This window comes from Motilimonas sp. E26 (genome assembly GCF_021278025.1).
Classification (GTDB): domain Bacteria; phylum Pseudomonadota; class Gammaproteobacteria; order Enterobacterales; family CBDFNC01; genus Motilimonas.
This window is the reverse complement of the sequence record NZ_JAIBHJ010000026.1, coordinates 36,028-55,570: the sequence shown is the minus strand read 5'-3', so window position 1 is coordinate 55,570 and position 19,543 is coordinate 36,028. Positions and strand designations below refer to the sequence as shown.

19 protein-coding genes are annotated in these 19,543 nt (G+C 43.4%); 5 read left to right on the top strand and 14 right to left on the bottom strand.

The features are described 5' to 3' along the window. The first annotated feature begins 202 nt into the window (after positions 1 to 202). On the top strand, positions 203 to 475 hold the full coding sequence (locus tag K1M91_RS17535) for a hypothetical protein (protein WP_232803554.1): 273 nt from the start codon (positions 203 to 205) through the stop codon (positions 473 to 475). A gap of 390 nt (positions 476 to 865) precedes the next feature. Here the strand turns inward: K1M91_RS17535 and K1M91_RS17530 are convergent, their stop codons facing one another. Further along, positions 866 to 1,165, bottom strand: coding sequence for a hypothetical protein (locus K1M91_RS17530; RefSeq protein WP_232803553.1), 300 nt, complete (start codon positions 1,163 to 1,165; stop codon positions 866 to 868). Positions 1,166 to 1,207: 42 nt separating this feature from the next. Here K1M91_RS17530 and K1M91_RS17525 point away from each other — a divergent pair, with 42 nt between their 5' ends. Next, on the top strand, positions 1,208 to 1,453 hold the full coding sequence (locus K1M91_RS17525) for a YfhL family 4Fe-4S dicluster ferredoxin (RefSeq protein WP_232803552.1): 246 nt from the start codon (positions 1,208 to 1,210) through the stop codon (positions 1,451 to 1,453). 106 nt (positions 1,454 to 1,559) lie between these two features. Next, entirely contained in the window at positions 1,560 to 3,053 is a 1,494-nt protein-coding gene (locus tag K1M91_RS17520) for an MATE family efflux transporter (protein WP_232803551.1), read from the top strand. A gap of 281 nt (positions 3,054 to 3,334) precedes the next feature. On the opposite strand, the gene K1M91_RS17515 is transcribed toward K1M91_RS17520, so the two are convergent. The 5 genes from K1M91_RS17515 to K1M91_RS17495 all read right to left on the bottom strand — a co-directional run bounded on the left by K1M91_RS17515 (position 3,335) and on the right by K1M91_RS17495 (position 7,509). Beyond that, positions 3,335 to 3,952: an NAD(P)H-dependent oxidoreductase gene (locus tag K1M91_RS17515; RefSeq protein ID WP_232803550.1), complete on the bottom strand. Its 618-nt coding sequence runs from the start codon at positions 3,950 to 3,952 to the stop codon at positions 3,335 to 3,337. A 688-nt stretch (positions 3,953 to 4,640) separates the two neighbouring features. After that, entirely contained in the window at positions 4,641 to 5,819 is a 1,179-nt protein-coding gene (locus tag K1M91_RS17510; RefSeq protein WP_232803549.1) for a PLP-dependent aminotransferase family protein, read from the bottom strand. A 176-nt stretch (positions 5,820 to 5,995) separates the two neighbouring features. Further along, the gene (locus K1M91_RS17505) at positions 5,996 to 6,430 is read right to left on the bottom strand and encodes a hypothetical protein (protein ID WP_232803548.1); all 435 of its coding nucleotides are present in this window, start codon (positions 6,428 to 6,430) and stop codon (positions 5,996 to 5,998) included. A gap of 300 nt (positions 6,431 to 6,730) precedes the next feature. Beyond that, on the bottom strand, positions 6,731 to 6,928 hold the full coding sequence (locus K1M91_RS17500; protein ID WP_232803547.1) for a hypothetical protein: 198 nt from the start codon (positions 6,926 to 6,928) through the stop codon (positions 6,731 to 6,733). 17 nt (positions 6,929 to 6,945) lie between these two features. Then, positions 6,946 to 7,509, bottom strand: coding sequence for an SCP2 sterol-binding domain-containing protein (locus K1M91_RS17495; protein WP_232803546.1), 564 nt, complete (start codon positions 7,507 to 7,509; stop codon positions 6,946 to 6,948). Between the two features lie 121 nt (positions 7,510 to 7,630). On the opposite strand from K1M91_RS17495, the gene K1M91_RS17490 reads away from it, so the two are divergent. Further along, positions 7,631 to 8,626, top strand: coding sequence for a peptidase U32 family protein (locus K1M91_RS17490; protein ID WP_232803545.1), 996 nt, complete (start codon positions 7,631 to 7,633; stop codon positions 8,624 to 8,626). Between the two features lie 11 nt (positions 8,627 to 8,637). Continuing rightward, positions 8,638 to 9,522 (top strand): U32 family peptidase, encoded by an 885-nt coding sequence (locus K1M91_RS17485; RefSeq protein ID WP_232803544.1) that lies wholly within the window; start codon positions 8,638 to 8,640, stop codon positions 9,520 to 9,522. A 72-nt stretch (positions 9,523 to 9,594) separates the two neighbouring features. Here K1M91_RS17485 and nlpI read toward each other — a convergent pair whose 3' ends face one another. The 8 genes from nlpI to rimP form a co-directional block, all read right to left on the bottom strand. Then, positions 9,595 to 10,473 carry a lipoprotein NlpI gene (nlpI, locus tag K1M91_RS17480; RefSeq protein ID WP_232803543.1) on the bottom strand — a complete coding sequence of 293 codons (879 nt, stop codon included), beginning with the start codon at positions 10,471 to 10,473 and terminating at the stop codon, positions 9,595 to 9,597. A gap of 171 nt (positions 10,474 to 10,644) precedes the next feature. Then, a complete protein-coding gene (pnp, locus tag K1M91_RS17475; protein WP_232803557.1) occupies positions 10,645 to 12,762 on the bottom strand; it encodes a polyribonucleotide nucleotidyltransferase in 2,118 nt (705 codons plus the stop codon). Between the two features lie 209 nt (positions 12,763 to 12,971). Further along, a complete protein-coding gene (rpsO, locus tag K1M91_RS17470) occupies positions 12,972 to 13,241 on the bottom strand; it encodes a 30S ribosomal protein S15 (RefSeq protein WP_232803542.1) in 270 nt (89 codons plus the stop codon). A gap of 136 nt (positions 13,242 to 13,377) precedes the next feature. After that, positions 13,378 to 14,316 carry a tRNA pseudouridine(55) synthase TruB gene (gene truB, locus K1M91_RS17465; protein WP_232803541.1) on the bottom strand — a complete coding sequence of 313 codons (939 nt, stop codon included), beginning with the start codon at positions 14,314 to 14,316 and terminating at the stop codon, positions 13,378 to 13,380. Beyond that, positions 14,316 to 14,711, bottom strand: a complete 396-nt coding sequence (gene rbfA, locus K1M91_RS17460) for a 30S ribosome-binding factor RbfA (protein WP_232803540.1) — start codon at positions 14,709 to 14,711, stop codon at positions 14,316 to 14,318. Before rbfA ends, truB begins: the two co-directional genes overlap by 1 nt. A 93-nt stretch (positions 14,712 to 14,804) precedes the next feature. Beyond that, positions 14,805 to 17,474: a translation initiation factor IF-2 gene (gene infB, locus K1M91_RS17455; protein WP_232803539.1), complete on the bottom strand. Its 2,670-nt coding sequence runs from the start codon at positions 17,472 to 17,474 to the stop codon at positions 14,805 to 14,807. Between the two features lie 26 nt (positions 17,475 to 17,500). After that, the gene (nusA, locus tag K1M91_RS17450; RefSeq protein WP_232803538.1) at positions 17,501 to 18,997 is read right to left on the bottom strand and encodes a transcription termination factor NusA; all 1,497 of its coding nucleotides are present in this window, start codon (positions 18,995 to 18,997) and stop codon (positions 17,501 to 17,503) included. Between the two features lie 14 nt (positions 18,998 to 19,011). After that, the gene (gene rimP, locus K1M91_RS17445) at positions 19,012 to 19,470 is read right to left on the bottom strand and encodes a ribosome maturation factor RimP (protein WP_232803537.1); all 459 of its coding nucleotides are present in this window, start codon (positions 19,468 to 19,470) and stop codon (positions 19,012 to 19,014) included. Positions 19,471 to 19,543 lie beyond the last annotated feature (73 nt).

Here is a 19,543-nt window from a genome sequence, read left to right as displayed (position 1 = left end):
AAGCACTGCTACCGTGGAATATCCGCAAGAACAAGTGATCGCCTAACAATCAAGCCTGCGGAGTATTGAGCGCTTACAAAGATCTAACCTTTATCTTGCTTTCCCTATAAGGGAGTGCGAAATAAGTGGAGAAGAATCTCCAAATGAGTTCAATGAATTAATTAAAAATGGACTAGAACTTCTTGATTGGAAAAGAAACTTGGTGCCAAAAATATTAATGCGCTTTGATAATCCGAAAAATTCCTACGGCAGCAACAACTATCAGTTGGTTTCACTAAATTATCTTCTATATGAAGCCGTAGAGCTTGACGGTGTCTCAAATGGCTTTATAGAAGTAATAAACACAAAAAATGAGGTACTAGAAATTATTTCTGATAGAAGAGGGCAATACTTAGCTATATATGATAGAGAAGTAGAAAAACATGTTTCGACTAGTGAGATAACTACATTAATTTGTGATTTTTTTGATTATTAAGGTTCTTTACTAGTGCTACAACATACGCTGTTCCTTAAGCGAGCACCGCACTAAAAATATCAACTAAACCATTAATATTATTACGTTTTTATTGTGGCTCCTGCTGGCAATTCACAGAGCAAGAATACTGGACAGCCATCTAAATAACCAGCGATTTGATGGCGAAAAAACCAGCGAAAAAGGCTAGTTCTGCTGTAAATATTCCCTGCAGGTTCATTAATTTATGGAATTTTTGGCTAAATACTATTAGAAATCAGTCGCGCTGACTGGATGTGTATTTTTTAGGCGTGATCAATCTTGCCTCAATATCGGACAGCCACCTAAGACCATCAAAGCTGGGCCAGCCAATATTATGACTACGACCCCCTTGGTCGCGTTAAACGCTGGCAATTACCGGATGGCCAGCAGGTTGACTATGAATTTCAACAAGGCCAACTGGCTGGCATTAACCTTAACGGTGAAGTGCTCACCCAACACCTGTTTCATCATGGTCAAGAAATCAAACGTAGCCAAGGTGCCCTCACCAGTGAGTATCAATACGATGCCTTTGGGCGGCGCGTTAATACGAAAGCATGGACATCCATCTAAATATTCAGACCATGATAGTGCAGCACCACAACTGGCAAAGGTGTATACTTGCTTTTTATGCTGTATATACCACATGCGTAATAGTTCGAGCCCAATAGGCATACAAACGCGTGAATTGAATAAAAAATAGGATAAGTAACTGATATGGCGTTACTCATTACTGATCAGTGTATTAATTGTGATATGTGCGACCCAGAGTGCCCCAATACTGCAATTACCTTTGGCGCTGAAATATATGAGATAGATCCAAACCTGTGCACCGAGTGTGAGGGCTTTTATGATAAGCCTACTTGTGTGGCGGTTTGTCCGATTGATTGTATTATTCCCGATCCGGCTCATGTTGAGACTAAAAGCGAGCTATTGGATAAGTTTTTACGCTTACACCCTTAGCGCTCGTTTAGCTGTAAAGAATGTCATCGCCTATTTAGGCGGTGACATTCTTTCCCTCCCCTTTTACACTATTGTTTCAATTCGTAATCACTAATGATGGCGTAACATGCCACAAGCAAAATTCTTAACAGGCTCTATCTTTAAACATATTGTGGTAATGTCTTCGACTAATGCCATCGGTTTAACCGCGCTGTTTTTAGTTGACTTAATTGATCTGTTTTTTATCAGTTTACTCGGTGAAGTAGAGCTAGCAGCAGCCGTTGGCTATGCCGGTACACTATCATTTTTTACCACCTCTATCGCGATTGGTATATCCATCTCAATGACGGCCCTTGTTTCCAGAGCCATCGGTCAAAAAGATCGAGCCAAGGCAAAGCGCTTTGCTATTCATGTGGCCGCTCTGGGCTTTATTGTCACTAGCTTGGTGAGCGGGCTGCTTTGGTGGTTTGTACCTGAAATGCTCGCTATGATTGGCGCCAAAGGACAAACCTTGGCTTACGCCACCGATTATTTGCGTATTTTAGTGCCTTCCCTGCCATTTCTATGCCTTGCAATGAATATGGGCGCGGCGCTTCGTGCGGTCGGAGACGCAAAGCAAGCCATGTATTCAACCCTGACTGGTGGCGCGGTTAATGCTGTGTTAGATCCTATTTTTATTTTTGCTTTAGGAATGGGGATTCAAGGGGCGGCTATTGCATCTGTTTTAGCACGCTTTGCTGTATTAGCGGTGGGGTTTTATGGCGCAAACTACAAGCACCAGTTAATTGGCCGCTTCCATTGGCCGCACTTTAAACAAGATATAAAACCCATTGTCGCCATTGCTGGCCCAGGCATATTAACCAATGTTGCCACGCCGTTTGGTAATGCTTATGTGACAGCGGTGATAGCACAGTTTGGCGATGGCTACGTGGCGGGATGGGCGGTTGTAGGGCGAATTCTACCGGTCGCATTTGGCATGATCTTCGCATTATCTGGCGCTATCGGCCCGATTATTGGGCAGAACTTCGGCGCTCACTATTATCCTCGCGTGCGCGCAACATTGAATGAATCACTCAAGTTTGTCACCTTATACATATTAGTGGCGGCCATGTTTCTGTCTTTCAGCCAAGAGTTAATCATTCAAACCTTTGGCGTGGGTCCTGAAGGCGCCAGTATTGTACGCTTGTTTTGCCAAGTGATTGCCGTCAGCTTCATTTTCTCCGGCGGACAATTTGTCGCCAATGCTTCATTCAATAACTTAGGCTTTGCCAGCTATTCAACCATGCTAAACGTCGGTAAATCAACACTGGGAACCTTTCCCTTTGTTTATTTTGGTGCCGCTTGGTTTGGCCCTAGTGGGGTATTGTACGGACAAGCATTAGGCACCATGATTTTTGGTATTATTGCCGTTATTGTGGCTTATCGACTCGTCAATAGAATTGAACAAAAGTGGTTGCATCATCAAAAAATACCCGAGCCAGAGCCACAAGCCGAAGGGCAAATACCACTCACTCCATTCAGTTCAAGTCGAGTATATTTATGTGGCGAAATTTCTGAGGATGAGCTCCCTGCAGCAACTCATGAGCAAACAAAGAAAACAACGAAAGATAGCGTTAATTAACCCGAGTTCTAGATAAACAATACAGTATATTTTTCATGCAAAACACGATAAATAGACCCAAACAAGACCTAAAAAATAAAGCTGCACTTTGCTTCTTGATATAGTTTGGGTATATGTCCCTATACGCTTGGCGTTTTCATCCCTGAAAACGAAATTTTGCAGTAAAATAGGTGCCCGCTCGTAATTGGCTTAAGTAAAACTGAGGTTTATTAGCTATTAAAAAGCCAACACTATGGCTGGTGTTGGCTGCAAAAGGTAAATGTTCTTATCTGGGCATTTACTTAATGAGACATCGCTACCGTTTTCATTGGTATTTGTAGCATGTCGCTCGGACGCATAAAGTGAGAAATAGGGCTATTTCCTTCTACCAAACAGCTCATCAATTTAAAACCGTAATCAACTCGCTCAGCGCTCAAGCCATCAAGGAAGTAATCTTGATGCTTACACTTAACAACTTCATCTGTGGTGGCGACAACGATGTGGTCAAGCACGTAGCATAGGCGGTTAAATACAAAATTACTTAGCCTTAGCTCTTGCGCAGAAAAGGCACCACGACAAGTACTGGCAATTCTAACGACAACACCCGGTAAGGTGCTTAATTCAGAGCGCTCACATAACGCAAAAAAATTCTTTAACGTCACCTCCTCCCACTCTGGGCTAACAATAACCACTGCGTCAGCAGCAGCTAAAAGCTGGTGGGTGTCAAACCAATCATCCATCCAATGATCTAATTCTTTACATAAGTCTTCATCCCACAAGGGGATGCTTAATTTGGCCAAACTCAAAACCTGACAATCTACTACATCGTCCGAGAGTTTAGCCCTAGTGGCAACCGCTTGAGCGACGCCAAAGGCGGATGAATTTTTACGTTGACTACCACTAATAATTACAATATTCACCGAACAGTCCTTAACTCATTGAATGTGCGGCCCAATATCTAACAAAACAACATGAACTAATTAAGATTATTATTGTGGGCTTAGCTCTTACCCTCACTGACATCGAGGTCAGCGGGATTAATTTAGTATAGCTCCCCTTGAAATGCACTCAATTCGATTGAAATAAATCAAATAAAGATAAAAACACCAATGCAATTTTATTATTCAAAAGGAACCGCTGTGAGAAAGAAAAATAACTACACAATATTTTATTACAGAAATGTTACAAGAAAGCATGAAGCAATATAGTCAAAGGGTAACAACAGCTATCTAGCAGCTTTTAACCGACTAAATGGCGAGATAAAAGCCACTTAATGAGAGTGGCAGGATACCCAATCGACTTGAAGGTGCATGCTTTAGCCCCGCCATGTTTCAATACTAGGCACGCTAGTGCAGGCACCTATTAAATCAGTGCAAACACATGAATTTTTTTGAACGATAAGGGGATTTTCTTAATCGAATATCTGCCGCAAGGATGCGGCAGCTAAGCCATCAACAGCTTTTGAGGGATGATTTCACGGCGTTTCGTATAAGAAAAATTCCACTTTGTTCGTGACATTGCTTAGATTTCGTACACTCTTGCGCTCGCCCTGCCTTTTAAATTAGCATCACAACGATCTTGATTTTAAAGCGCACCCAAAAGGCAAGTTTACAGCTGAGATTTAATTACCCTTCCTAAACGCTTAATGCCTTCCTCTATCGTCGCTGGATCAACACTTGAGAAGTTAAGTCGAAGGGTATTGGTCTCAGTTTTACTGACATAAAAAGGTGCGCCGGGAACAAATGCCACTTTTTCTACAATCGCGACATCAAATAAGGCTCTGGCATCCATACCTTCTGGTAACGTTGCCCACAAGAACATCCCTCCTTCTGGTTCGGTGCATGTGACTTCTGCCGGAAAGTACTTCTTAATCGCCCGCTCCATCGCATTTTTTTGCTCACCGTATACCTTGATAATATTGGCAACATGAGCATCAAGATCGTTCTGTGATAAGAATTCAAATAATACACGCTGCGAAAAATAATTAGTGTGTAAATCAGAGGCCTGTTTAGCTATCACTAACTTTTCCATTAAAGCTTTAGGGGCAACAATCCAACCTAAACGAAATGCCGGTACCACCGTCTTAGAAAACGATCCTAATAATACCGTTTGCTCAGGTATCAGTGCTTTAAATGACGTAGCCTGCTTACCCGAGAAGCGCAAATCACCATATGGATTATCTTCGATGATTAAGGTTGAACTTTTTGCTAATGCCGCCGCAACGGCGTGACGATTTTGCTCAGGGTAAGACACGCCCGATGGATTTTGAAAGTTTGGTACAGCGTAAAACAGTTTTCCTTTTACCTTAGTTAACACCTCTTCAAGTGCTACCACATCTAAACCATCACTGCTGACAGGTACGGGATTAAATTTAGATTTATATACTGAAAAAGCTTGGATCGCACCAAGATAACCGGGCTCTTCGATAATAACGTCATCACCTTCGTTCAATAAGGTTTTGCCAAGTAAATCTAACCCTTGTTGAGAGCCACTTGTGATCAAGATATCCGCGGGATCGATGTCTAAGCCTTCATGTTTTTTATAACGTGCAGCAATGTATTCGCGCAGTGGTAAATAGCCTTCGGTATTACTGTATTGCAGAATATCTTTACCTGCACTATCAAACACGTCATTAGTCGCTTTTTTTAACGCTGCCACCGGAAAAAGGTCGCGATTAGGCAGCCCGCCCGCAAAAGAGATAATATTGGGGTCAATCGCTACTTTTAGAATCTCACGAATAAAGGATTGAGGAACGTCTGATATACGGTCAGAGAAAAGCTTATTCATAATACACAAACCCAGATGAGCATTTTAAACCACCACCAAAGTAACTTAAATTAGTTATTTACTCTAATAAAACAACAAAAACAGCCTTTGGTAATACATTTATTCTTATTTAATAACTGGTTTTTTATGCTATTTGTTAATAAATAACAAGGTTTTTTTACTTGTAAATCGCGGTATTAACTCCAGATTTTTCGCTCAGCAATAAAGTAATAACGGATGTTGGTAAAAAATACACAGCAGATAATAAAACCGCCAGTGATAGAAGTAAGGTGGGTATATATATTCGCAAGATAACTGACAATTAAGGGCTCTTTAGTTAGCCAATTAACTAAGATCAGCACACCATAACCAATGAGGAATAACCAACGTGAACAACCCCAAAAAAGTAAGAGACCAATAACGGCCAAAGTAACTAACACAAAGCTCAATATCAGTAAGCCATCAAGCACGAGGGCGCTTAACTCAGAGGAAACAGGCAGATAGGTTGAGATAAGATTTTGGCTAATCAACTCAAGTTTCTGCCAAGGCATCATATTCTCAGTCACAAATGTCATGACGACACAAAAGACAAAAAACAATACCAATAAGCGAAAAATACTGCGAGAAATCATTAGCTACCACCATTGCGCCACGTAGTGCCAGACTACGATTTTCGCAACAGGAATACCAACCTAAAGTCTTAAACTGTGTATTAGGACAAATAACACACAGTTAGTGATAAATTGAGGGAACTTTCTCAAACTTAAGCTTCTAATTTTATTAGCTAACTGTATGCCCTATTCACTTGAAAATGCATGCACCAAAGCCCTGCTGTGTTTTCAATACAAAGCTGGCAGGGCAAACGCATGAATATTTTTTGAGCGTTTAGCGATGTTTTCTTATGACGAATATCTGCCGCAAGGATGCGGCAGTTAAGCCATCAACAGCTTTTGAGGGATAATTTCACGGCGTTTCGTATAAGAAAATTCCACTTTGTTCGCTTGGTTGATTGTATTTTGTACACTCATGCGCTCGCCCTTACAAGGCAGTTTCATGCAGGCTCCTTTTAAATTAGCGTAACCACTTAGGGTGAAACCATTACCGGCAAGCAATGCCTTGCCTAAACGCATGTAAACCTTGGCTGAAATCAGGCATCTCTAGGTTGATTGGGTATAAACCTAGTGGCAGAGCCTTGAGCAATAAATTCAGCTAACTTAGCGATCCCATGTAAGGCTGGTTTGGGCAGTAAGGTCATATCAAAACCATCTAGTAAATTCTTCACCTCAAGGCCTAATTCAGTATCACCTTCAATTTGTAAACGGCGTTGAAAAAACAAGGTATCGGCATCTTCTTTGCGTCCAGCAATTAAAATCAAATCATTCAGCACGCCCATAAAACTAACATCAGCTACTTGCTGAGGTGCAGCAACTTGGATTTTTTGCCCCTTTAACGTCATACACCAGCTCAAGTCTAAATCGGTGACAGTTACTTTTAGCCATTTATCAGCTAAAAACGTCAGCTCTTCATCTTCAATACTCGTCGCCAGCAATCGGTTAAGGGCATTTTCCAAGCACACACGCTGTAACGGAAAAGGCATTGTTTGTGCAGGCACACGCAGTAACTGCGGCCCAAGTTTAACAAGCTGCTGTTGCAGTTGATCGAACATAAAATATCCCCACAGAGAAAATCCATTATTATTAATAAGTTTCACACACTTGATCCTGGCATAAATCAAACAAACACAAAAAACATCCGCAACCCTGCCCTACATCAAAAAGCCTATACCCAGCGATACTTACAATGCGTTCATCATTACACCTTAGGCTTTAATTATGGAACTGCTTTGCCCTGCGGGAAACTTACCCGCACTGAAAACGGCAGTCGATAACGGTGCAGACGCCGTTTACATCGGCTTTAAAGATGATACTAATGCCCGGCATTTTGCTGGTTTGAATTTTACCGATAAGAAACTGCAGCAAGGGGTCGACTATATCAAGGCAAATAACAAGTCCCTTCATGTCGCGATTAATACCTTTGCTCACCCGGGCCAGCAGCAACGCTGGTTTAAAGCGATAGATAAATGCGCTGAAATAGGCGCTGATGCGGTGATCGTCGCTGACATTGCAGCCCTTGATTATGCCAGTAAACGCTACCCAGAATTAGACTTACACCTCTCCGTTCAAGCCTCTGCAACCAATGCCCCTGCGATTACTTTTTATCAAGAAAACTTTAATGTCTCACGCGTGGTTTTACCGCGCGTATTATCAATTCATCAGGTAAAACAACTTGCTCGTGCAACCGATATTGAGCTTGAGGTTTTTGCTTTTGGTAGCTTATGTATCATGGCGGAAGGACGTTGCTACCTGTCCTCTTATGTTACCGGTGAATCACCCAATACCGTAGGCGCTTGTTCGCCAGCTAAGTTTGTGCGCTGGCAGCAAACGCCTTCTGGCCTCGAATCGCGTTTAAGTGATGTGTTAATCGATAAATATCAACAGTATGAAAAAACCGGCTACCCCACTTTATGCAAAGGCCGATTTCATGTCGAGGAGAGTCTTTACCATGCCCTGGAGGAGCCCACTAGCTTAAATACACTGTCATTATTACCCGAACTATTTAACGCCAACATTGCCGCCGTGAAGATTGAAGGGCGCCAGCGCAGCCCTGCCTACGTAGAACAAATCACCCGAGTATGGCGACAAGCTATTGACCAGTACCAGTTAAGCCCTGAGCACTACCAAGTTAAACCGGCTTGGGGTCAAGCTCTAGACAAGGTATCTGAAGGCAGCACAACCACCCTCGGTGCCTATCACAAAGCTTGGCAATAAGGACAAACATCATGAAAGTATCCCTCGGTCCCGTGTTGTATTTTTGGCCTAAACAAACGCTCACTGACTTTTACCAACAAGCTGTAAGTAGCGATGCCGATATTATTTATTTAGGCGAAACCGTATGCAGCAAACGCCGCGAGTTAAAGAGCAAAGATTGGCTAACCTTAGCCAAGCAACTGGCAGACAACAGTAACAAACAAATAATATTATCGACCATGGCATTATTGGAAGCACCATCAGAAGTTAGAGTGCTAAAAGATCTATGTCAGAATGACCAATTTATGGTTGAAGCTAATGACCTCGGCGCAGTGCAAATTTTAGCTGAGCACGGTGTGCCTTTTGTTTGTGGGCCAGCAATTAATTGCTATAACGCTAATGTTATCCAATTTTTACTTAGCAAAGGAATGACGCGCTGGGTAATGCCCGTAGAGCTCTCAGGTGACTGGCTACGCACTTTATTACAAGATTGCCAGCAGTTAGGCATTCGCGACCAGTTTGAAGTAGAAGTGTTTGCCTGGGGCCATATGCCACTGGCTTACTCAGCGCGCTGCTTTACCGCCCGTAGCGAAAACAAAGCCAAAGATGATTGTGAACTATGCTGTATTAACTACCCACAAGGACGCGTAATGCGCAGCCAAGAAAACCAAGCTCTCTTTGTGCTCAATGGTATTCAGACCCAATCGGGGCTGAGATATAACCTGTTAAATGAAGTGCCGCAACTGGCCACCTTGGCCGATATTGTCAGAGTTAGCCCTGAAAATATGGCAAGCGTATCGGTCCCAACTCAGTTTAAGCAGCAGCTTAACAATTACCAAGCTTATGTATTAGACAACAAAGAGTGTAATGGCTACTGGCACCAAATTGCCGGCTTGGCACAACACGCTTACTCATAAGTAGGCATATAAAAAAGGGAGCGTTAACGCTCCCTGATATTGATTTTGTAAATCGCGTTTAGTTGCACACCATTAACGATTCGGATTATGTTTTAGGGCTAATAAATCCAGCTCTAATAACGCATATTTATGCTCGATAAATTCATACACATTGTTAGACAACGACAACTTGTAAAAGCTCGCCGCTAGCACGTCATTTCCTTGCGCCTGATACCATTTACCTAAGTAAAAATACGCTTCACATAAACGCTCTGCCAATGCCTGATTATTTTCAATGCCTTGGGATAGGGAGCCGATATAAGTAGCCTCGTCTATTTTTCCGGTATAAAAATCAGCAATACGCCAACCCCAGTCTGCCGTTTGGTATTTAGCTTGATTCGCCTTTAACCGTGCCATTGCGGCTTCGGGTGAAACATGTTGCTCTGCCAAATATAGCCAAATATTACGATAGGGCTCTGCTGGATCAAACGAAACAAAAGTTGTTAAATCATCAACGGCCAGTTCGTGCGCACCAGCATAAGAAAGCGCAATACCTCGGTTCATATAGGCATACTGATGATCGGGTTGCAACTCAAGCACAGAGTCAAAAGCTTCAAACGACTCATCGAACTCTTGCATTTGCGTTAAATACACGCCGAGATAATTATAAGCTTCAGCAAAGTCTGGCTTCACTTTTATCGCTTGGTTAAAATCGAAACGCGCCAATGAAGTCATGCCCAACTGATCATAAGTTGCGCCGCGTTCATAAAACAGCACTGCTAACTTTTCTGAATCAACATCAGGCGAGTTGATCATTTGACCAAGACGGATCAATTTTAATTCGCTTTGATAAGTCACTTGTAGGGGAATGGCTAAAACCAGTGACTGGGAGCCTCGCTCAGACGCATTGTTACTAACACAACCGGTTAACATCGCGCTAGCTGCTAATAGAGCCAGTAAAACTTTCTTCATGAATTTCCTCCAATCGCACTTGTATCTCAATAAGTATCGCTGCGAGTTAAATGAATGATACAAGCATTTACGTATGCAGAGACTGGCTTATCCGCGGGGTAAAGTAAAGAAATTAAAGTAAAAAAAAGGGAGTCAACAGACTCCCTTCGTATCTCATATAGCGAGTGCTAACTACTCAGCAGCAGGTGCTTCTGCAGCCGGCGCAGCATCTGCTTGCGCTTCTTTAATACTTAGACGTACACGGCCTTGGCGGTCTACTTCTAGTACTTTAACTTTCACTTCATCGCCTTCTTTAAGGTGGTCAGATACGTTCTGAACACGCTCTTGGCAGATTTGTGAAATGTGCACTAAGCCATCTTTACCTGGAAGGATGTTTACGAATGCACCGAAGTCAGCTAGACGCACTACTTTACCTTCGTAGATACGACCCACTTCGATTTCAGCTGTTAGAGCTTCAATACGACGAATCGCGTCTTTTGCTTGCTCACCATCAGTCGCAGCAATTTTAACGGTACCGTTATCATCAATCTCGATAGTTGTGCCCGTTTCTTCAGTAAGCTGACGGATTGTTGCGCCACCTTTACCGATAACGTCACGGATTTTCTCTGGATTGATCTTGATAGTGTGGATACGCGGCGCGAATTCAGAAATTTCAGTGCGCGCACCGGAAATAGCTTGGTCCATCACTTGCAAGATGTGTAGACGTGCACCGCGCGCTTGCGTTAGTGCCACTTCCATAATTTCGCGAGTGATACCTTCGATCTTGATATCCATTTGCAGTGCAGTAATACCTTCACTACTACCCGCTACTTTAAAGTCCATGTCACCTAAGTGATCTTCATCACCTAGAATGTCAGAAAGAACCACGAATTTATCGCCTTCTTTCACTAGACCCATCGCGATACCCGCAACAGATGCTTTAAGTGGTACACCCGCATCCATTAGCGCAAGTGAACTACCACAAACAGACGCCATTGAAGACGAACCATTTGATTCAGTAATTTCAGATACGATACGTACTGTGTATGGGAATTCAGCCAGTGTTGGCATTACCGCTTGTACGCCACGCTTAGCTAAACGACCGTGACCAATTTCACGACGCTTAGGTGAGCCGATCATGCCTGTTTCACCTACACAGTATGGAGGGAAGTTGTAGTGCAGCATGAAGTAATCTTTCTTCTCACCCATTAGTGAGTCGATGTTTTGCGCATCACGCTCTGTACCAAGTGTACAAACAACTAACGCTTGGGTTTCACCACGAGTGAATAGCGAGCTACCGTGAGTACGTGGCAATACGCCTGTTTTCACATCTAATGCACGAACGGTATCTGGTTCGCGGCCATCAATACGTGGCGCGCCTTCGATGATGCGCGTACGCACAACAGTCTTTTCAACTTCATGTACAATTTCAGCGGCTTCTTTCGCATCCACTGTTTCGTCTTCAGCCACTAGCTGGGCCACAGTATCAGCAGTGATGTCAGAAATAACATCATAGCGCTTGGCTTTCTCACTGATTTGGTAAGCTTCGATCAACTTAGCTTCAGCTAATGCTTTAACTTTGTCTTTTAATGCTGTGTTTTCAACAGGCGCAACCCATTCCCAAGCAGGAGTCGCAACTTCTGCGGCAAACTCATTGATGGCAGAGATTACTTTTTGTTGCTCGTCGTGGCCATATACAACCGCGCCTAACATTACATCTTCAGGTAGTAGCTCAGCTTCAGATTCAACCATTAATACTGCGTCTTTAGTACCCGCAACAACTAGGTCTAGTTGACTTGTTTCAAGCTCAGTTTTAGTTGGGTTTAATAGGTATTCACCGTCTTTGTAACCCACGCGTGCAACACCAATCGGGCCACCGAAAGGCATACCAGAAATAGCAAGTGCAGCGGATGCACCGATCATAGCAACAAGATCAGGGTGAACTTCAGGGTTAACTGAAACAACAGTACATACAATTTGTACTTCGTTTTTAAACCCTTCAGGGAACAATGGACGGATTGGACGATCAATTAAACGTGCCGTTAGAGTTTCGCCTTCACTTGGACGGCCTTCACGTTTGAAGAAACCACCAGGGATTTTACCCGCTGCGTACGTTTTTTCTTGGTAGTTTACTGTTAGAGGGAAGAAGTCACGGCTTGGATCGGCCGCTTTTTTGCCAACAACAGATACAAAAACAGCAGTATCGTCCATGCTAACCATTACAGCAGCAGTAGCCTGACGAGCGATAGCGCCCGTTTCAAGAGTGACAGTATGTTCGCCATACTGGAAGGTTTTAACAATCGGATTCAGCATGAATCATCCTTTAATTTTGGGTCGTTAATTTCGCGACTAAGTATACTGTATAAGTTTTTGAAATCATATTATTCAAAGTAGGCTTACGACAATTGCAACGCTTTTTTTTGTTGCAGAGCAAAAAACGCGAAATTCGGGGAAGAGATAACAAAAATAAGATCAAAAAAAGGAGCCATATGGCTCCTTTTTCCAGATATGAGTCGAAATTAACGACGCAGACCTAATTTAGCGATAAGTGCAGTGTAACGCTCTGCATTTTTACGCTTTAGGTAATCTAGAAGCTTACGACGTTGGCTAACCATACGTAGTAGACCACGACGGCTGTGGTGATCGTGGATATGCGTCTTGAAGTGACCTTGTAAGTGGTTGATCTGTGTGGTTAACAGTGCAACTTGTACTTCTGGTGAACCAGTGTCGCCTTCTTTAGTCGCGTATTCTGCAACGATTGCTGCTTTAGCTTCTGCACTTAGTGACATAACTACTCCAATAATATTGAGATTTAAGTTAATTGCAGCCAATCACTAATTCAGCTGCAAAATGAGTCGCGGATTTTACCTGCCACCCTAAGTAAAAACAAGGATAAAGATAAAATAAATCCCCGATGATTAACCCTTAATAATTAACCATACGTTTCGGCCCAACGAGACCATCATCGTTAATTTCACCTACGCCGATAAACAAACGCTCAGAGCCAACAGTCATGCGCACTAACCCAGACGTGGGAGCGCCTGACACCTGCACTGGCTGGCCATGTTTGACGTATTCAGCAACCACTTCCGGCATGTTCACTTCTGGTAAATCTTCAACCGCGGTATCTAATGGCAATAATAATGGATCAAGTACATCACTTGGCAACGTGTCGCTGTCACGAGCTTGTTCCAAAATACATTCCAATTGCTCTAGAGTAAGCATACGCTCGTAAGGGTACTTACTCACTTGGGTACGGCGTAACTGGATCACGTGCGCTCCACAACCCAGTAGCTCACCTAGGTCATCAACAATAGTACGGATGTAAGTACCTTTACTACTATGCACTTCCAGCTCTAGCTCATCACCTTCAAAACGTAATAACTTAAGATCATAAACAGTGATAGGACGTGCTTCGCGAGGTACTTCAATGCCTTCACGGGCATACTTATACAAAGGCTGACCTTGGTACTTCAACGCAGAGTACATGGAAGGAATTTGCATAATGTCGCCCCGGAAGGTATCAAGGGCATCAATCAATTGTGCATGGGTAAACGTAATCGGTTTTTCACTGACCACTTCACCATCTGAATCGCTGGTGGTGGTACGTACACCTAATTTAGCCGTAACAACATAACGCTTATCGGAATCAAGTAGGTATTGTGAAAACTTGGTTGCTTCACCTAAACAAATAGGCAGCATGCCCGTTGCAAGGGGATCCAAAGCACCGGTGTGCCCTGCTTTCGCTGCATAATAAATACGTTTTACTTTTTGCAGCGCATCATTAGATGAAATACCGGTAGGCTTATCTAGTAATAAAACGCCATTTACATTGCGGCCCTTTGCCTTGCCTCGTCTGCCCATTACTCTTCCTCGTCGCGACCTGAATCTTTCTGTTTTTGTTTATCTTTATTAACCGCTTCACTCACTAAACCTGATAAGCGCAGACCTTCTACCAGTGAGTTGTCATAAACAAACTTAATTTCAGGCACAATACGTAAACGTAGTGCTTTGCCAAGCAGCATTCGAACGTAGCCAGAGGCCTCGCTCAAACCTTTCATCGACTCTTCAATACTGTCATTTTCTAGATTGAAAAGAGTAACGTACACAGAGGCGTAAGCAAGATCTCGACTCACTTCAACACTGGATACGGTTACCATACCGATACGCGGATCTTTTACATCGCGTTGTAAAATACCTGCAATTTCTTTTTGAATTTGCTGCGCCACTCGCTGTGAGCGACTGAATTCTTTTGCCATTATATTTCTCTCTCTAGGCCGATAAAACTAAACGCCCTATGATAAGAAGGGGGCTTATAGCCCCCTTAGTGTTACCTGTCAATTCAGGCTATGTTATAGGCTACGTTTAACTTCAACAGTTTCAAATACTTCGATTTGGTCGCCTACGCGAACATCGTTGTAGTTCTTAACGCCGATACCACATTCCATGCCGTTACGTACTTCTTGTACGTCATCTTTAAAGCGACGTAGTGATTCTAGCTCACCTTCGTAGATAACCACGTTTTCACGTAGAACACGAATTGGCGCGCTGCGTTTCACGATACCTTCAGTCACCATACAACCAGCAATTGCGCCAATCTTAGGTGATTTAAATACATCACGTACCTGAGCAAGACCAATAATCTCTTGCTTGAATTCTGGCGATAGTAAGCCAGACATCGCAGCTTTTACTTCATCGATCAAGTCATAGATAACGCTGTAGTAATGCAAGTCAACACTTTCAGCCTGGATTAAGCGACGCGCTGTTGCATCCGCACGTACGTTAAAGCCAAGAATGATACCGTTTGATGCCGCAGCAAGTGATGCATCAGTCTCAGTAATACCACCCACACCACGGCCGATAATATTCACTTTAACTTCTTCAGTTGAAAGTTTACTCAATGAATCTGAAATAGCTTCCAAAGAGCCTTGTACGTCCGCTTTCAATACTACGTTAAGCTCAGAAATCTCACCTGCTTCCATGTTCGTAAACATGTTTTCAAGTTTCGCTTTCTGTTGACGAGCCAATTTCACGTCACGGAATTTACCTTGACGGTAAAGCGCTACTTCACGTGCTTTCTTCTCATCTTTAACTACAGTCGCTTCGTCGCCGGCACTTGGTACACCAGAAAGACCTAAAATTTCCACTGGAATAGAAGGGCCTGCAACTTCAATTTCAACACCGTTTTCATCACGCATTGCACGAACACGGCCGTATTCTAGACCACAAAGTACGATATCACCGCGTTTTAGTTCGCCTTGCTGTACCAGTACAGAAGCCACTGGACCACGACCTTTATCTAGACGTGATTCAATAACCACACCTGACGCAGGACCAACTGGAGAAGCTTGTAAGTCAAGTACTTCAGCTTGTAGCAAAATAGTTTCTAGTAACTGATCGATACCAGTACCGGCTTTCGCTGATACGTGTACAAACATGTTTTCGCCACCCCATTCTTCTGAGATAACTTCATGTTGTGAAAGTTCAGTTTTAACGCGATCTGGGTCTGCCGCTTCTTTATCCATTTTGTTCACAGCAACAATTAAAGGTACGCCAGCTGCTTTAGCATGCTGAATAGCTTCAATCGTTTGTGGCATTACGCCATCGTCTGCTGCAACAACCAAGATAACAATATCCGTTGCTTTCGCACCACGAGAACGCATCGCAGTAAACGCGGCGTGACCAGGTGTGTCTAAGAAAGTGATCATGCCACCTTCGGTATCCACATGGTATGCACCAATATGCTGAGTAATACCGCCCGCCTCGCCTTCGGCAACTGTGGCACGACGAATGTAATCAAGTAGCGATGTTTTACCGTGGTCAACGTGACCCATGATAGTGACAACCGGCGCACGAGGAGCTAACTCAAGGTTGCCTTGTGCTTCTGCCATTACTTGTTCTTCAAGCTCGTTTTCTTTAGTCAGAATAACTTTATGACCCATTTCTTCAGCCACTAGTGCCGCTGTTTCTTGGTCAATCACTTGGTTGATAGTCGCCATGGCGCCCATCTTCATCATCGCTTTGATAACTTCCACGCCTTTTACGGCCATTTTGTTAGCAAGCTCTGCCACGCTAATGGTTTCACCAATTTTTACATCGCGCTCAACTGGCGCGGCTGGTTTTTGGAAACCATGTTGCATTGATGATGGTGCTTGCGGTTGGCGTTTACCACGCTTACCTTTAGCATTACGATGAGGTACTGGCTCATCTTTACGTGGTTTCTTCTTACGACGACGGCCTTGGCCTTCGGCTTGAGAATCCACTTTATCTTCTGCTGCTCGTGCTGCTAGAGAGGTCGTCACATGGTGATCCGCTTGCTCTTCATCACGTTTGCGTTTTGCTTCTTCTTCTTCCCAACGCTTCGCATTTTCTTCAGCGAGTTTCTTCGCTTCTTGGGCTAACGCTTCAGCTTCTTTTTCTGCTTTCAATAAAGCCGCTTGTTCTGCTTTTTTCAACAGCTCCGCTTCTTCTTTCGCTTTTGCTTGTTGCTCTGGGGTCATAGATTCCGCTTTTGATTTTACTTTTGGCGCTTCGGCTTTCTTCACCGGTGCTTTTTCTGCCGGTTTAGCTTTTGCTTCAGCCTCTGCTTTCGCTTTTGCCTTGGCTTTTGCTTCAGCTTCTGCCTTGGCTTTAGCCTCTGCTTCGGCTTTAGCCGCAGCTTCCGCTTGTGCTTTAGCTTCTTCGGCTAAGCGAGCTTCTTCAGCTAAACGCGCCTCTTCATCTGCAGTACTACGCTTAACGTAGGTACGTTTTTTACGTACCTCTACTTGTACCGCTTTTTGCTTACCACCCGTGCTAGGCACGTTTAAAGTCGTTTTAGTTTTACGTTGCAGCGTCATGCGGCTTGGCTCAGCTTTGCCACCATGCTGCTTTGATAAATGATTAAGTAACGTTTGTTTTTCATCTTCTGTTACTTTATCACTGGTTGTTTTTTTGATGCCCGCATCAGCAAACTGTTGAACTAAACGATCAACCGGCGTACTAATTTCTTTGGCAAGGGTTTCAATACTTACTTCTGCCATTGGTATTATTTCCTCCGCTGACCTAATTATGCTTCATCGCTAAACCAACAAATATTGCGGGCTGCCATAATTAGCTCACCTGCTTTTTGCTCATCTAACCCATCTATTTCACTGATATCATCAACGCCTTGTTCAGCTAAGTCTTCAAGTGTCACGACACCCTTACTCGCTAATACATACGCTAAATGTTCATCTAAACCGTCAAGGGCAAGCAGATCAGCTGCTGGCTCGGCACCTTCTAGGTTTTCTTCATCAGCAAGTGCTTTGGTCGTTAATACGCCTTTGGCGCGCTCACGAAGTTGTTCCACGATTTCTTCAGTTAAACCGTCAATCTCCATCAGCTCATTAACGGGTACGTAAGCAATTTCTTCTAACGTACTAAAGCCTTCTTCGGCAAGTAAAGTTGCAAAGTCATCATCAATGTCCAAGCTATTTACAAATAAAGTGATTACTTTATCTGCTTCAGCCTGATGCTTCTCTTGCAAATCTGCTACCGTCATTACGTTTAGTTCCCAACCAGTAAGTTGTGAGGCTAATCGTACATTTTGACCATTACGGCCAATGGCTTGCGCTAAGTTGTCTGCTTCTACAGCAATATCCATGCTGTGAGAGTCTTCATCAACCACGATAGAGGCGACTTCAGCAGGCGCCATCGCGTTAATCACAAACTGGGCAGGGTTATCATCCCAAAGCACGATATCAATTCGCTCGCCGCCTAGCTCACTTGTAACAGCTTGCACGCGTGCGCCACGCATACCAACACAAGCACCGATAGGGTCGATACGTTTGTCATTGGTTTTCACGGCAATTTTAGCGCGTGAACCAGGATCACGAGCAGCACCTTTAATTTCGATCATCTCTTCGCCAATTTCTGGCACTTCCAAACGGAAAAGTTCGATCAACATTTCAGGACGACTACGGCTGACAAATAATTGTGCTCCGCGCGCTTCAGGGCGAACTGAGAACAATAAACCACGCACACGATCGCCAGGGCGGAAGTTTTCACGCGGTAACATTTCGTCACGTAAAATAACCGCTTCGGCATTGTTACCTAAGTCCATCACTAAGGTTTCGCGGCTGATTTTCTTCACCACACCTGTGATTAACTCACCTTCTTGCTCTTGATACTGCTCCACTACCATCGAACGCTCAGCTTCACGTACTTTTTGTACGATCACTTGTTTCGCAGTTTGAGTGGTAATACGGTCAAATTTTACCGATTCAATTTGGTCTTCAACATAATCACCCACTTGTATGTCTGGGTTTTCATATTCTGCCGCTTCAAAGGTTATTTCGCTATATGGATGCTCAACACCTACGTCAGGCGCAACCACTAACCAACGACGGAAAGTTTCAAACTCACCCGTTTTACGGTCAATTTCTACACGAACTTCAATTTCGCCTTCGTACTTCTTCTTGGTTGCAGTTGCCAGCGCACTTTCTAACGCCTGAAAAATCTTCTCACGAGGAACAGCTTTTTCATTGGATACGGCATCTACGACTAGTAAGATTTCTTTATTCATTCCTGATCGCCCCGTTAGTCAAATTTAGGAACTATATTAGCTTTTTGAATGTTACTTATCGCAAAGCTCTCTTCACGCCCTTCTACTTCAAGAGTAATGAGGTCGTTTTCAGCTGCTTTGATAACACCTTTCCATTTTCTACGATTCGTAATCGGCATGCGCAGTTGCAGTTTTACTTCTTCACCAATAAATTGCTGATAGTGTTCCACTTTAAATAGTGGCCTTTCCATACCAGCAGAGGAAACCTCTAAGGTATATTCAGATGAGATAGGATCTTCCACATCTAAAATCGCACTTACTTGGTGACTAACTTGTGCGCAGTTTTCCACGTAAATGCCATCTTCATGGTCAATATAAACTCGTAATACCGAGTTTTTACCTGCATTGTGGAACTCAATGCCGAGCAACTCGAAACCTAGGTCAGTCACGCTTGGCTCTAACATTTCAGTCAATTTTTGTTCAAGACCAGCCAATTACGCCTCCTTCAGAAACAAAAAAAGGGCTTTATAGCCCATGTATTTAGTCGTTTTAAACGACCAGATAATA

What these genes read in the sequence shown, in the direction of transcription:
- K1M91_RS17530 (WP_232803553.1), bottom strand. Translation starts at nt 1,165, where the DNA reads ATGCCTATTGGGCTCGAACTATTACGCATGTGGTATATACAGCATAAA.
- nusA (WP_232803538.1), bottom strand. Translation starts at nt 18,997, where the DNA reads ATGAATAAAGAAATCTTACTAGTCGTAGATGCCGTATCCAATGAAAAA.
- K1M91_RS17485 (WP_232803544.1), top strand. Translation starts at nt 8,638, where the DNA reads ATGAAAGTATCCCTCGGTCCCGTGTTGTATTTTTGGCCTAAACAAACG.
- infB (WP_232803539.1), bottom strand. Translation starts at nt 17,474, where the DNA reads ATGGCAGAAGTAAGTATTGAAACCCTTGCCAAAGAAATTAGTACGCCG.
- K1M91_RS17500 (WP_232803547.1), bottom strand. Translation starts at nt 6,928, where the DNA reads ATGCGTTTAGGCAAGGCATTGCTTGCCGGTAATGGTTTCACCCTAAGT.
- rpsO (WP_232803542.1), bottom strand. Translation starts at nt 13,241, where the DNA reads ATGTCACTAAGTGCAGAAGCTAAAGCAGCAATCGTTGCAGAATACGCG.
- K1M91_RS17525 (WP_232803552.1), top strand. Translation starts at nt 1,208, where the DNA reads ATGGCGTTACTCATTACTGATCAGTGTATTAATTGTGATATGTGCGAC.
- K1M91_RS17505 (WP_232803548.1), bottom strand. Translation starts at nt 6,430, where the DNA reads ATGATTTCTCGCAGTATTTTTCGCTTATTGGTATTGTTTTTTGTCTTT.
- truB (WP_232803541.1), bottom strand. Translation starts at nt 14,316, where the DNA reads ATGGGCAGACGAGGCAAGGCAAAGGGCCGCAATGTAAATGGCGTTTTA.
- K1M91_RS17510 (WP_232803549.1), bottom strand. Translation starts at nt 5,819, where the DNA reads ATGAATAAGCTTTTCTCTGACCGTATATCAGACGTTCCTCAATCCTTT.
- nlpI (WP_232803543.1), bottom strand. Translation starts at nt 10,473, where the DNA reads ATGAAGAAAGTTTTACTGGCTCTATTAGCAGCTAGCGCGATGTTAACC.
- K1M91_RS17520 (WP_232803551.1), top strand. Translation starts at nt 1,560, where the DNA reads ATGCCACAAGCAAAATTCTTAACAGGCTCTATCTTTAAACATATTGTG.
- K1M91_RS17490 (WP_232803545.1), top strand. Translation starts at nt 7,631, where the DNA reads ATGGAACTGCTTTGCCCTGCGGGAAACTTACCCGCACTGAAAACGGCA.
- rbfA (WP_232803540.1), bottom strand. Translation starts at nt 14,711, where the DNA reads ATGGCAAAAGAATTCAGTCGCTCACAGCGAGTGGCGCAGCAAATTCAA.